The 13,646-nt window shown below is 66.9% G+C and carries 10 protein-coding genes; 4 read left to right on the forward strand and 6 right to left on the reverse strand.

Annotation, left to right across the window (positions count from 1 at the left end; genetic code table 11):
* The first annotated feature begins 41 nt into the window (after positions 1 to 41).
* Together SR858_RS23410 and SR858_RS23415 are read left to right on the forward strand one after the other, a co-directional pair.
* Positions 42 to 2,549 (forward strand): TonB-dependent receptor plug domain-containing protein, encoded by a 2,508-nt coding sequence (locus SR858_RS23410; RefSeq protein WP_019923314.1) that lies wholly within the window; start codon positions 42 to 44, stop codon positions 2,547 to 2,549.
* 9 nt (positions 2,550 to 2,558) lie between these two features.
* Complete coding sequence (locus SR858_RS23415) at positions 2,559 to 3,485, forward strand: SAM hydrolase/SAM-dependent halogenase family protein (protein ID WP_019923315.1); 927 nt, start codon at positions 2,559 to 2,561, stop codon at positions 3,483 to 3,485.
* A 3-nt stretch (positions 3,486 to 3,488) separates the two neighbouring features.
* Here the strand turns inward: SR858_RS23415 and SR858_RS23420 are convergent, their stop codons facing one another.
* The 3 genes from SR858_RS23420 to SR858_RS23430 form a co-directional block, all read right to left on the reverse strand.
* Positions 3,489 to 5,630, reverse strand: a complete 2,142-nt coding sequence (locus tag SR858_RS23420; RefSeq protein ID WP_019923316.1) for a PAS domain-containing hybrid sensor histidine kinase/response regulator — start codon at positions 5,628 to 5,630, stop codon at positions 3,489 to 3,491.
* A 71-nt stretch (positions 5,631 to 5,701) separates the two neighbouring features.
* Entirely contained in the window at positions 5,702 to 7,150 is a 1,449-nt protein-coding gene (locus SR858_RS23425) for a sensor histidine kinase (RefSeq protein ID WP_019923317.1), read from the reverse strand.
* Between the two features lie 63 nt (positions 7,151 to 7,213).
* Positions 7,214 to 7,720: a hypothetical protein gene (locus SR858_RS23430; protein WP_019923318.1), complete on the reverse strand. Its 507-nt coding sequence runs from the start codon at positions 7,718 to 7,720 to the stop codon at positions 7,214 to 7,216.
* 80 nt (positions 7,721 to 7,800) lie between these two features.
* Here SR858_RS23430 and SR858_RS23435 point away from each other — a divergent pair, with 80 nt between their 5' ends.
* On the forward strand, positions 7,801 to 8,889 hold the full coding sequence (locus SR858_RS23435; RefSeq protein ID WP_019923319.1) for a porin: 1,089 nt from the start codon (positions 7,801 to 7,803) through the stop codon (positions 8,887 to 8,889).
* A 7-nt stretch (positions 8,890 to 8,896) separates the two neighbouring features.
* On the opposite strand, the gene SR858_RS23440 is transcribed toward SR858_RS23435, so the two are convergent.
* On the reverse strand, positions 8,897 to 9,142 hold the full coding sequence (locus SR858_RS23440; RefSeq protein ID WP_154820010.1) for a hypothetical protein: 246 nt from the start codon (positions 9,140 to 9,142) through the stop codon (positions 8,897 to 8,899).
* A gap of 239 nt (positions 9,143 to 9,381) precedes the next feature.
* On the opposite strand from SR858_RS23440, the gene SR858_RS23445 reads away from it, so the two are divergent.
* Positions 9,382 to 9,768: a hypothetical protein gene (locus SR858_RS23445; RefSeq protein WP_019923320.1), complete on the forward strand. Its 387-nt coding sequence runs from the start codon at positions 9,382 to 9,384 to the stop codon at positions 9,766 to 9,768.
* A 6-nt stretch (positions 9,769 to 9,774) separates the two neighbouring features.
* On the opposite strand, the gene SR858_RS23450 is transcribed toward SR858_RS23445, so the two are convergent.
* Both SR858_RS23450 and queC read right to left on the reverse strand, forming a co-directional pair.
* Positions 9,775 to 12,849: a CHASE domain-containing protein gene (locus SR858_RS23450; protein ID WP_322534027.1), complete on the reverse strand. Its 3,075-nt coding sequence runs from the start codon at positions 12,847 to 12,849 to the stop codon at positions 9,775 to 9,777.
* 18 nt (positions 12,850 to 12,867) lie between these two features.
* Positions 12,868 to 13,575, reverse strand: a complete 708-nt coding sequence (gene queC, locus SR858_RS23455; RefSeq protein ID WP_019923322.1) for a 7-cyano-7-deazaguanine synthase QueC — start codon at positions 13,573 to 13,575, stop codon at positions 12,868 to 12,870.
* Between the last annotated feature and the right edge of the window lie 71 nt (positions 13,576 to 13,646).

Here is a 13,646-nt window from a genome sequence, read left to right on the forward strand (position 1 = left end):
TGCAAGTAAGATTGTGGTTCAGATCATGCAAGGAAGCCACCATGTCCCACCACGCCCTCCCCTATCGCCTGCCTGCACTGCCGCTGCGCCGCAGCGTGCTGGCCTGCGCCCTGCTGCTGGCCGCGCTGCCTGCCGCGCAGGCACAATCCGCCGCCGACACGGAAGCCGGCGTTGCCGCCATCGACCAGGTCACCGTGGTCGGTTCGCGCGCGCGCAACCGCACCGTGTTCGATTCCGCCGTGCCGATCGACCGTTTCGGTACGCGCGAGGTCGAAAATGCGCTGGCTGGCGGCGACCTCGGCGCCGCCCTGCAAAACCTGTCGCCGTCGATTAACTTCCCGCGCATCGAATCGAGCGGCGCGGCCGACTCGGTACGCGGCATCCAGCTGCGCGGCCTGGCGCCCGACCAGGTGCTGGTGCTCATCAACGGCAAGCGCCGCCACGCCAGCGCCGTGCTCGACACGGAAAGCAGCTTTGCCGGCATCGTGCCGGTCGATGTCAATGCGATCCCGCCGGGCGCGATCGACCACATCGAAATCCTGCGCGACGGCGCTGGCGCCCAGTACGGCAGCGACGCCGTCGCCGGCGTGATCAACATCGTGCTGAAAAAGGCGCGCACCGGCGGCTCGGCCTCGGTCAGCTACGGCGCCAACCACACCGACTTCAAACCGACCGACGACCGCAAGACCGACGGCCAGACCACCATCGTCAACGCCGACTACGGCGTGCCGGTGGGCGACGTGGGCTACTTCCGCTTCGGCCTGGAAAGCCGCGACCGCAATCCGACCAACCGCGCCGGCGCCAGCGATGCCGGCTGGACCTCGTGGAATTCCACGCCAGCCGACCTGGCGCTCGACGGCAAGGTCGTGTTCAAGTCCGGCGACTCGCAGCAGCGCAACCACTACGCGTTCTACAACATGCTGGCGCCGATTGCCGACGGCGTCGATGCGTACTCGTTCGCCACCGTCAACCAGCGCAAGTCGGACGGCAGCGCCTACTTCCGCTACCCGGGCGATCCGTCCAACGTGCCGGCGCTGTACCCGAACGGCTACCGCCCCACCACCCGGGGCGATGCCACCGATGTCAGCGTGGTGGCCGGCCTGCGCATCACCCAGGGCGCCTGGAACTGGGACGTCAGCGCTCGCCACGGCGGCAACAAGTTCCGCTACGATCTTGCCAATTCGGCCAACGCGTCGCTGGGCGCGGCCAGCCCGACCAGCTTCCACCTGTCCACGTTCGACTTCGACCAGGATGCCGTCAACGCCGATGTCACGCGCGCGCTCGATCTCGGCATCGGCGCGCCGGGCAACCTGGCGCTGGGCGCTGAATACATGCGCGAGACCTATACCAGTTCGCCCGGTGATCCTGCTTCCTATTCAGCTGGAACTGCGGCGGCCGGCACGGTCCCCGATGCGCCGCCGGGCGCGCAGGCGGGCCCCGGACTGCGGCCGCAGGATACCTTCGATGGCCGCCGCTCGGTACGCTCGGTGTATCTCGATGTCGAGAGCGAGCTGACGGCGCGCCTGCTGCTGGGCGTGGCAGCGCGCTATTCCGACTACAGCGACTTTGGCAACGCCAGCACCGGCAAGCTGTCGGCGCGCTACAAGGTGGCCGACGGTTTCCTGTTGCGCGGTTCGCTGTCGAACAGCTTCCGCGCGCCGGCGCTGGTGCAGACCGGCTTCCGCTTCTCCACGCTGAACTTCAACAGCGACGGCACCGGCCTGCAGACGGCGTCGCTGCTGCCGGCGTCCGACAGCCTGGCCCGCGCGTTCGGCGCACAGAACCTGAAACCCGAAAAATCGACCAACCTGTCGCTGGGCGCCGCCTGGAAACCGCAGCGCAATACCAGCGTCACGGTGGACGCCTACCGCATCAAGCTGCGCGACCGCATCACCCGCACCAGCGACCTGCAAAGCGATGCCGCCACCGCCTACCTGGCGTCCATCGGCCGCACCGACATCGAGTCGGTGGCTTACCTGGCCAACCTGCTCGACACCACCACCACTGGCCTCGACCTGGTGGTCAACCACGACCTGCCGCTCGCTGGCGGCAAGCTGGACCTGAACGCCGCGCTCAACCTGAACAAGACGCGCATCGACAACGTCCATCAGAGCTCGGCCGCGCTGGCGCAAATCGATCCCGAGCTGACGCTGCTCACCGAGAACAACCTGTTCCGCATCCGCCATGCCTCGCCCAAGACCAAGCTGGTGCTGAGCGCCGACTGGCAGGCGGCGCAATGGGGCTGGCAGGCCCGCGCCACCCGCTTCGGCGCGCTGAAAGATTTTTCGTATGACGACGACGCCGAATTGATCGACGGCGTGCACGCCCAGCGCTTTGGCGCCGTGTGGTCCGTGGACCTCGAAGCGCAATACAAGCTGACCACGAAACTGACCGTCTCGGCCGGCGGCAACAACATCTTCGACCGCTACCCGGACCGCGTGCGTCAGACCAATAACGCCAGCTACGGCGGCGCGCTGCCGTACAATTTCATCAATCCGATCGGGCTGAACGGCGCATATTTTTATGGCCGCGTACGCTACACCTTCTAGAAAGAACCCATGAAACCGTCCAAACTGTTGATCTCCCTGTGCCTGGCGGCGGCGCTGGCCGGCCCGGCCCTGGCGGCGGAAACGCCCGCAAACAAGCATGCGCTGGTGCTGATGACCGACTTCGGCACGTCCGACGGCGCCGTCTCGGCCATGCGCGGCGTGGCGTTCGGCGTCGATCCGAACCTGTCGGTCTCGGACCTGACCCACAATATTCCCGACTACGACATCTGGCTCGGCGCCTACCGCCTGTACCAGACCGCCAACTACTGGCCGACCGGCAGCGTGTTCGTCAACGTGATCGATCCGGGCGTGGGCACGCAGCGCAAATCGGTGGTGCTCAAGACCCGCGAGGGCCGTTATTTCGTCGGCCCCGACAACGGCCTGTTCACCCTGATCGCCGAGCGCGACGGCGTGGCCGAATTGCGCGAGATCGATGAAAAGGTCAACCGCCTGGCGGGATCAAGCGAGTCGTACACCTTCCATGGCCGCGATGTGTATGCCTACGTGGGCGCGCGCCTGGCCTCGGGCGCGATCACCTTCGAGCAGGTGGGCCCGGTGCTGCCGAGCGAATCGGTGGTCAAGATTCCGTACCAGAAGGCAGTTCGCAATGGCGACGTGATCAAGGGCATCATCCCGGTGCTGGACGTCAAGTACGGCAACGTCTGGACCAATATTCCGAAATCGCTGTTCGACGAGCTGAACATCGGCCTGCACGACAAGGTGCAGGTGCGCATCCTGCACAAGGGCAAGCTGATCAACAAGGTGGTGGCGCCGTTCGAGCACACGTTTGGCGGCGTGGAAAAGGGCAAGCCGCTGGTTTATCTGAACAGCTTGCTGGACGTGGCGGTGGCGATCAGCCAGGGCAATTATGCGGCCAAGCACAAGATCGACTCGGGCGTCGATTGGGAAGTGGAAATCACCAAGGTAACGAAATAAACCTTAACCGCTGGCCGGCGCAGCACTGGCCAGCACAACCGCCACCTGGTCCGGCGAGGCCGGCTTGAGCAGGTGGTGGTCGAACCCCGCGGCCCCGGTGCGGGCGCGGTCGTCTTGCGCGCCCCAGCCGGTCAGCGCCACCAGTTTTACCCCTGCCAATGCCGGCAGCGCCCGCAGCGCGCGGGCCGCGCCATAGCCGTCCAGGCGCGGCATGCCGATATCGAGGAACACCAGGTCGGGATTGAACGCCGTGGCCGCCTTTACCGCCTGTTCGCCATCGTAAGTCACCTGCACCTGGCAGCCCATGGCCTGCAACAGGTCGCCGAGGGTGTCGGCAGCATCGACATTGTCGTCCGCGACCAGCACCCGCAGCGCCGGGTGCGCGGGCGCGGTGTGCGCCTGGTGCTCGTCGCCCTGCGCCTGCCCGGCCGCCGGCGCCGCCAGCGGCAGGCGGACGGTAAACGTGCTGCCCAGGCCGGGGCCGGGGCTGGCTGCCGTTACGCTGCCGCCGTGCAGCGTGACCAGGTGGCGCACCAGGCACAGGCCGATGCCCAGGCCGCCCTTGGAAATGCCGATGCTGTGCGGCGCCTGGGCGAACATCTCGAACACCTGTTCCAACGCCTCGGGCGCGATGCCGATGCCGGTGTCCGTCACCGCGATCACCGCCATGCCGTCGATGGTGGTGGCCGTGACGTGGATGCGGCCCGGCTGCGGCGTGTACTTGGCGGCGTTGGTCAGCAGGTTGCTCAGCACCTGGCTCAGGCGCACGGCGTCGCCGTCGAGCCAGACCGGCTCGCGCGGCAGGTCGAGCGCCAGTTCGTGCCCGGCCGCTTCCACCAGCGGCAGGCTGGTTTCCACCGCGCTGGCAGCCACCGACTGCAGCGAGACGCGCGCGCTTTGCAGCACCACCTTGCCGCTGCTGATCCTGGCAATGTCGAGCAGGTCGTCGATCAGGTGGACCATGTGGCCGACCTGTCGCTCCATGGTACCCAGCATGCGCTCCTTGAGGCCCGGCCGGTCGGCGCCGATGCGCAACAGCTCGAGCGCATTGCGGATCGGCGCCAGCGGGTTGCGCAGCTCGTGCGCCAGCGTGGCCAGGAATTCGGACTTGCGGCGGTCGGCCTCGCGCAGCGCCTCGGTCGAACGCACCCGCTCGATGTGGGCCCAGCAGCGGTCCACCACGGCTTCGACCAGCGCCACTTCGTCGCGGGTCCAGGTGCGCGGTTGCTGCTGGTGCACGGCCATCATCGCCACCAGCTTGCCCTGCTTGACCAGCGGGCAGCAGATGATGGCCTGGATGCCGATCTGGTTGAACATTTCGACACCGTCGCCGTGCGCCAGTTCGCGGTCCACGTCGTTGATCAAGAGCGTGCGCCCCACCCGCAGGTTGGACGTGGCGCGCGAGCCGAACAGGTCGAGCGAATATACGCCCGCCGTGCTGATCGCGCCCGGCACGCGCCAGTCGTGGCGGATGGTAAAACGGTCGTTGTCGGGTTCGAGGTCGGCATAGGCCACCCGGGTAACATCGAGATACTGCCCCAGCAGGCGGGTACTGTGTTCCATGATGGTGGCCGGCTCGGCGGCCAGGCGGGTGGCTTCGCCGATCTCGTCGAGCAGGCGCAGGCGCTCCTCGACCTGGCGCACCTTGCCGGTGGTTTCGCTGCACACGCACAGCACGCCGGCAATCGCGCCCGACTCGTCGCGGATCGGGCTGGTGGAAAAGCTGGCGTAGATGTGTTCGACAAAGCCGTTGCGGGTGAGCGTAAACGGCTGGTCTTCGTACCACAGCGATTCACCGGCCATGGTGGCGGCCAGCATGGGGCCGACCTGGTCCCACACCTCGGCCCAGACCTGGCTGAACGGCTGCCCCAGGATCTGCTGCGGCTGGTCGGCCTTGGCGCCCAGCACCTCGCGGTAACTGTCGTTGTAGAGCAGCGCCAGCTGCGGCCCCCACGCCACGTACATCGGGTGGCGCGCCGCCAGCATCATGCCGGCGGCGGTGCGCAGCGACTGCGGCCAGGTTGCCAGGGGACCGAGCGGCGTACCGGTCCAGTCGAACCCGCGCACCACGGCCCCCATCTCGCCGCCGCCGGCAGCAAAACCGAGGTCGGGGTTGTAACCGGCGGAGCAAGGTGCAGTGGGCATGGCGGAACGAGAGTGCTCGAAAAAGTGGACAAGCCGCACCATAGCATTTTTGCGCTAAAGCAGCCGCGCTCTTATTTGCGTTTGACCTTGGGGAACCGCAGCTTGTAGTGGAGGCCCATGCCGGGCGCGCTGGCCACCTTGACGGTGCCGCCCAGCGCGCCCGTGACCAGGTTGAACAGGATGTGCGCGCCCAGGCCGCTGCCGCCGGTGCCGCGCTTGGTGGTGTAGAACGGATCGAACAGCTGGCCCAGGGTGGACGTATCCATGCCCACGCCGTCGTCGCTGTAGTCGAAGTTGACGAAATCACCATCGACCTTGCCGGTGATCTTGATGCGGCCCGGCTGCCCTTCGTCGAACCCGTGGACCAGCGAGTTGACCACCATGTTGGTCAGTACCTGCGACACGGCCCCTGGAAAACTGGCCATGTTGATGTTGTCGTCGCAATCGATGTCGATCGTGACCGGCTTGCCCTTGAGCTTGGGCTGCAGCGACAGCAGCACTTCGTCGAGGTACTTGCGCAAATTGAAACTGCGGATGTCGTCCGACGACTGATCGACCGCCACCTGCTTGAAGCTGCGCACCAGCGCCGCCGCCCGCTGCGTGTTGGTGGTCATGATGCGCAGCGACTGGTGGACGATGTCGAAGAACTGGTTCAAGCCGTCTTCGTCGAGGATGCCGGCCGCCATGTCGGCGCGCGTGAGCTTCAGTTCTTCCACCAGGTGGCTGGTGGCGGTGACGCAGATGCCCAGCGGGGTATTGATTTCGTGCGCCACGCCGGCGACCAGCCGGCCCAGCGACGCCAGTTTTTCCTGCCGTACCAGCTCGCCCTGGGCGTCCTTGAGCGAGGTCAGGGCGTTTTCCAGCGCGGCGTTCTGTTCTTCGAGCGCATCGTTGGCGTGGCGGATCTCGTCTTCGGCGCGGCGCCGTTCGGCCACCTCGTGCGCCAGCAGCGCGGTGCGGTCCTGCACCGCGCGCTCGAGCCGGTCAACACTCTGCAAGCCGCGCAGCGCGGCCGAGACGAAGTCCGCGATCAGCGCGAACAGGGCCTGGTCTTCGCCGCTGAACGTATGCTGGCGGTCGTAGCTCTGGATCACCATCGCGCCCAGCGCCTGGTGCTCCTGGTCCAGCAGCGGGCAGCCCATCCAGTGCTCGGCAATGGTGCCGATGCCGAAGGCGGCGTTGTCGAGCCTTTTGGAGACGTGCTCGGCGGCCGTCATCGCCATCGGCCGGCCGCTGGCGATCACGGCAGCGGTAGGCGATTCGCCGTCCGCCAGTTCGAACAGCTCGTCCCTGGCCGGGGCCGCATCGACCTCGTCAACGAAATACACGAAGCGCACGTGGTTGGCCGGTCCCTCGTGGTCGCTGAGCGCGACAAAAAAGTTGGCGGCGTACATGATGCGTCCCAGCGCCGCGTGCACCGATTGCAAAAATTCGCTGATATCGGTGCAACTGCCCGATTTACGGCCGATTTCAAGCAAGATGGCCTGGACGGCTTCAAGACGGGCGAGACGGTCTTCCATAGTATTTCCTGTAATTAGTACGCACAGGAAATACTATCAGTCAGCCCCGGCAAGGGCCAGTGATCATTGCGGTTTGCGATACTCGTTGTCTATCCATGTGGTGGCGCTGGTCACACTGAGCTTGAAAGTCGGCACAACGCGCACTTTGGCGATTTCTTCGCCATACACGTCGAAGGCGGAGAGCATGGCGTACGGGTCGTCCTCGTCGGGCACGATATCGAGCGTGACCTTGATCTGGCCGCCGTCGTCGGTGTTGACGAAGACGTTCTTGTGCAGTTGCGCGTGCAGCTGCTGTTCGTGGCGGCGGATCACTTCGTTGGCGGTCTTGACCAGCGTGTTGAAGGCGTTGACGTCGAGTGGCTTGGGGTTTTTCTTGTCGCGGCCCATGGTCCAGGGACCGACCAGCGCCGGTTCCGGCTCGCCGTCCTTGATCATCGCCACCGCCCAGCCTTCGTCATCGTCGTTCTTGATCACGCGCGCGGTCCAGCCATTGCCCTGCCACAGGCGCGGTTCCTGGATCGGGGCGTCGTTGTCCGGGGTATCCGGTACATCGGGGAAGTCGTTACTCATACTTTAGGCTCGGGTGTCTTGGCATCGGGGGTGAAATAATAAGCGCCTTATACCGGAACAACAATAGAAAGTCACCACGGATGCATAAACTTGGCCTCGCCCTCCTCCTCACCGCCACCACTGGCGCCGCTTGCGCGCAAAGCAACGTCACCGTGTACGGCCGCCTCAACACCGGCCTCGAATCGTTGCGCAGCTCGGGCGCCGGCTCCAGCGTCGCGCGCATGAGCAATTACCGTTCGGTACTGGGCTTTCGCGGCACCGAGGACCTGGGCGGTGGGCTGAAGGCAATCTTCCAGATCGAGGGCACGCTGGCGCTCGACACCGGCGCTGGCGGCCTGGCCTCGCGCGACACCCGGGTGGGCCTGGAAGGCTCTGCCGGCACCGTATTCATGGGGAACTGGAACTTGCCCTATAACACCGCCACTGCCAGCCTCGATCCGTTCTATCCCACCACGGCCGGCTACATGAGCATCATGGGCAACGGCGCGGGCGCCACCGTCAACAATACCAGCGACACGTCCTCGTTCGACCGCCGCCAGCAAAACAGCCTGCATTACTGGTCGCCCGTGTGGCACGGCGTGCAATTACGGGTGGCGCGGTCGGCTGCCGAAGAACGCCCGGCTAGCGGCGCCAAGCCCTATCTGAACTCGGGAGCGCTGGTGTTTGAACAGGGCAGCTGGTACGCCACCGGCGCCATCGAGCGCCACCACGAATACCAGGGGCCGGGCAGCAGCGACACCGGCGCCAAGCTGGGCGCCGCCTACACCGCTGGCGCCACGCGGGTGGCGCTCGTCGGCGAACAGTTGAAGTACGAGCTACCGGGCGGCACGCTCAAGCGCCGCGCAGCCTATGTGTCGGTCACGCACCAGGCCGGGCGCCATGCGTTCAAGCTCGGGATCGCGCGAGCGGGCGATGGCAAGGGCAGCGCCCCCGACGGCGTCCAGGTGGGCAAGGTGCGCAAAGGGGCCGATACGGGCGCCACCCATTACACGGCCGGCTACGACTACCTGCTCAGCAAGCGCACGACCGTGTTCGCGTTTTACACGCACCTGAAAAACCAGCGCAATGCCAGCGTGGATTTTGCCATCAACGGTTTGGGCGCCGCTGCGGGCGCCAGCCCGGGCGCCACGCTCAAGGGCGTGTCGCTGGGCTTGCGCCACAACTTCTAAATGACAGTCAGCACACCACGCTGGGCCGGCGCTGCACCAGCGGCGGCTTCGGTGGCTTGTAGCGCGGATCGATCGCCGGTTCGGGCGTGTGATAGCTGAACGGCGTGATGATGATCGGCGGGATTGCCGGCGGCGCCGACGGCGGGCCCTTTGGGCCACCGCCCGAAGAACGCGTGGCGCCGCGTTGGCGCCCGGTTGTGTGTGGACACGCGGCGGGGATAGTTTGCCCCTCGCTCCATACTAGCCATGCCATGTTGTGGTCCTCCCTCAACTGCGTAGAGATTCAGTATAGGACGGCATAACTTTAAATCAAGGAACAATCGGGCTACCTGGCAACTCCGGCCTGCCGCGCGGCTGGTCGCCGCCTGCCGGCGTTCCAACCCGCCATTTCTACGTTTTGTCGCAATCCGGTGGCTGGCAAGGCCCCTGGCCGGTACAGTTCAACCATGCCAAACGGCACCTGAACAACACACACAACAACGGGGAACCACCATGACCAGCACCGCCAAAAAACTGTTAGCCGCCGCCATCGTCTTCGTGCTTGCCCTGTCCCTGTGGGACTCGGTGCTGGGCAATAACATGCACATCAATATCGACGGCGATGAATTCGACGGCCCGCTCGGCGCCCTGTTCGGCCTGGTGCTGGCCGGCGGCGGCATCCTGATCGCGGCAGTGGCCGTGACCTGCGCCGCCGTCTTCGTGGGCGTGCTGTGCGCCGGTATCGGCATGGTGCTGGTCAGCGCGCTGGTACTCGCTGCGGTGATCGTGCTGGCGGCCATGTCGCCGCTGCTGCTGCCGCTGCTCATTCCCGTGGGCCTCTACTGGATTTTCACCGCCCGCGCCCGCCGCCAGCGCCGCGCCTACCAGCAGACCGCTTAAACCCTTTCAATCGGAAGCGGTCGGGGTTTGCAGCCCCGGCCGATCCGACCCAATACCGTCCTGTAGCTCCACCCGATTGCGCCCTGCGCGCTTGGCGCGGTACAAGGCCTGGTCCGCGCGGATCAGGGCTGCGTCGCCACCGGGCAGTTTGCCCCCCATGACCGAAATGCCGATGCTGACCGTGACGTGCAAGCTCACGCCGCTGCCCAGTTGCAAGGGACTCAGCGCCACCCGCTGGCGCAGCCGCTCGGCAAACACGGCGGCCGCCGGCAAGGTGGTCCCCGGCAGCAGCATGGCAAATTCCTCGCCGCCCATGCGGCCCACCATGTCGATCTTGCGCTGCTCATCGAGCATCAGCACGCCGAGCTGGCGCAGCACCGCGTCGCCGGCCGCATGGCCATGTTCATCGTTGATGCGCTTGAAATGGTCGATATCGAGTTGCAGCACCGCCGTGCAGGCGCCGATGTCGCGCCGCAGCCGCGCCTCCTCGTCGGCAAGGCGGTGCATGAATTCGCGCCGGTTGGCCAGCCCGGTGAGGAAGTCGGTGGTGGCCAGCACGCGCAGCTCGTCGTGCATGCGGCGCTTCTCGGTCGTGTCCACGGTGGAGACGATGACGAAGTCCAGGCTGTCGGTGTGGCCGGGCATGATCATCAGGGTCAGCTCGTTGTGGCGCATCACGCCGTCGAGACGGCGGAAACTGCCCTCGCACACGAAGAAATGCTCGCCGCGCGCCAGCGCCGCCAGCGCCTGGGCAAACGCCGGCATGGCGGCGGCTTCGAAGTTTTGCGCCAGCGTGATGGCGGCCAGGTCCTGCGGACCGGCGCCGACCTGGCGCCGCGCCGCCGCATTCAAATCGACGATGCGCACCAGCGCCGCCAGCCGCGCCACCTGGCTCGGATTGGCTTCGAGGTAGCGGCCCATGTCGTCGATGCCGGACGCGGTGAGCTCGGCCAGCGCGGTGTGCAGCGCCGACCAGTCCTGCTGCCACAGCGCCACCGGCGCGTGGTCGTACAGGCGGCGGAAGCGGGCCTCGCCGGCGCGCACGGCCTGCGCCGCCTGCGCCTGTTCGATGGCGATGCCGGCCAGCCGCGCGGCCTGTTCGATCAGGGCGATATTGGCCATGCTGGGCTGGCGCGCTTCGCGCTGGTACACCGAGAAGGTGCCGATCACCGCGCCGCCGGCGCCGAAGATCGGATCGGACCAGCCGGAAGCGATGCCAGCGCGCAGTGCGATGTCGCGGTGTTCCATCCATGCCGGCGCGTTATGCAGGTCTTCCACCACCACCCGGCGCCCGGACAGCACGGCTTCCACGCATGGTCCGCCGTTGCCGTGCAGCGCGGTGCCGTGGATGGCGGCGTTGAAGAACGGCGGCAACCTTGGCGCAGCCGCCACCAGCAGGTGCTCGCCCTGCTCGTCGAGCAGCAGCACGCTGCACAGCAATTCCTCGTTGTCCGTCTCCACCCCGGCCACCACGCTCTCGAGGATGGTCTTGAGCGGCGCGCCGGTGGCCAGCAGCTCCAGTACGCGGCGGCGGGTCTGTTCGCGCCGTTCGCCGTGCACCCTCTCGGTGACGTCGCGGAACGACCAGATGCGCGCCGGCTCGCGGCCCAGTTGCAGGCCGCGCGTGTGCTGCTCGATCACGCGGCCGTCCTTCAACCGCAGCAGCGCCTGCTGCGGCGCTTCCCAGTCGCCATCCTGGTCGGACGGTGATGCTCCGGGTTCGAACTGACCCTCCTCGGGGCGCGAGAGCTGGGCGCGCAGGTGCGCCATCAGCACCGCGCCGTCGCTGTCCCAGTCAAAATATTCGGGCACGTTCCACAGTTCGCGGAAGCGCCGGTTGGCGTTCAGGATCGAACCCTTGAAATCATCCGCCAGGATGCCATCGACGGTGGAATCGAGAATGCTGCGCAACATGGCCTGGCTGCGCCGGGCGCTGTCGGCCATGGCCAGCAGCGCGCCCTGCCCGTCCTTGAGTTCGGCCGCCAGCGCGGTGCTGCGTGCCAGCGCCTGGTGGGCGCGCACGCGGCCGCGCGCCAGGGCCCAGGTCAGGCAGGCGGCCAGCACGCTGAGCAAGGCGCCGCACAGCGCGATCAGGCGCATGCGGTCAGTGGCGGCCACGTGGGCCGCATGCGGCATGGCGATGCGCAGGGTCCAGCGGTGGCCGCCCAGCGACAGTTGCTGGATGCTCGACCGCATGCGCACCGGCGCGGCATTGACGGCGCCAGTGGCGCCAGCGCTGCGGTAAACCAGGTTGTCGCTGGTTGCGCTCTCGCCGTCGTGGACCTCCACCACCAGCCCGGCCGTGCGCGGGGTGCCCAGGCGGACCATCAAATCGCCCACCCGGAACGGCGCGAACACCCAGCCCGTGAGCGCCGCGCGCCGTTCGGCCACGGTGGTTGCCGGCTTGCCGCGGCCGTACAGCGGCAGCAGCATCAGGAAAGCCGAGCGCGGCGCTTCGGCCAGGTCGTCGAGCAGGCGCACGGCGCCGGTCATGGCCGGCAGCCCGGTGTCGCGCGCGCGGTCAAGCGCGGCTCGGCGCAGCGGCTCGCTGGCAGCGTCGAAGCCGAGCGCGCGCAGGCTCAGGGGATTGGGCGGCTCGCTATAGACGGTGGGGGCATACCAGGCGCGTTCGCCGGCCGGGTAGATATGGTAGTCGGGATTGGCGCCCGGCTCGCGGCGCACCGCCGCCTCGTGCGCCGCGCGGGCGCCGCCGGGCACCAGCTGCATGTAGCCGATCGACTGCACGCCGGGCGAATGGCGCGCCAGTCCCTGGCCCTCGAGATACGTGCGGAACTCGCGGCGGGTGACATCCTCGGAGCTGTAGAACAGCCCCTGCACGCCGTACAGCACCTGGACATAGGTTTGCATGCGCTGGTCGAGCTGGTTGACCAGTTCGCGCACGCGTACTTCGAAATCGGCTTGCAGCTCCTGGTCGGCATCGTTGCGGGCATCGCGCCACAGCAGGCCGGTGAGGCCCAGGCTCACGGCTAGTACCAGCGCAGACAGCACGCGTGGCGATTGTGCCAACGCCAGCGCCGGCGCCAGTGCCGACGCCAGGTAGCGACGCTGGCGGGATGGCACGGGCGCGGCCGGATCCACTTAGTTCCCGGCGCCCGTGAACTGGCGGTAGCCCCGCGCGCGCAATTCGCACGCCGGACAGGTGCCGCAGCCATAGCCCCAGTCGTGCAGCGCGCCGCGCTCGCCCAGGTAGCAGGTGTGGGTGCCGGAGCGGATCAGGTCCACCAGCGGCGTGCCGCCCAGGTCCTGCGCCAGTTCCCAGGTCTGGCGCTTGTCGCGCCACATGAGCGGGGTTTCGAGCTTGGTGCGGGTGTCCATGCCCAGGTTGAGCGCCACTTGCAGCGCCTTCATGGTGTCGTCGCGGCAGTCCGGGTAGCCGGAAAAATCGGTTTCGCACATGCCGCCGACGAGCACCGTCAGGCCGCGCCGGTAAGCCACGGTGGCGGCCACCGTCATGAACAGCAGGTTGCGGCCAGGGACGAAGGTGTTGGGCAGGCCGTTGGCCTGGGTTTCGATGGCGATATCGTGGGTCATCGCGGTTTGCGAGATCTTCGAGATCAGCGACAGGTCGATCATGTGGTCTTCGCCCAGCTTGGCGTCCCACGCGGGATTGAGCGCGCGCAGGCTGGCAATCAGTTGCGGGCGCACGGTGAGTTCGACGGCATGGCGCTGGCCGTAATCGAAACCGATGGTTTCGACGCGCGCGTAATTCTTGAGCGCCCACGCCAGGCAGGTGGTGGAATCTTGTCCACCGCTAAACAGGACCAGGGCGGAATCGGTTGGCAGCATTGCTTTTCTTTCCAGATGTATCAACTATTATTAGTACGCCATGATTCGGGGCATTCCGGTACCATGCGGTG

This window comes from Duganella zoogloeoides, assembly GCF_034479515.1.
Lineage (GTDB): Bacteria > Pseudomonadota > Gammaproteobacteria > Burkholderiales > Burkholderiaceae_D > Rugamonas > Rugamonas zoogloeoides.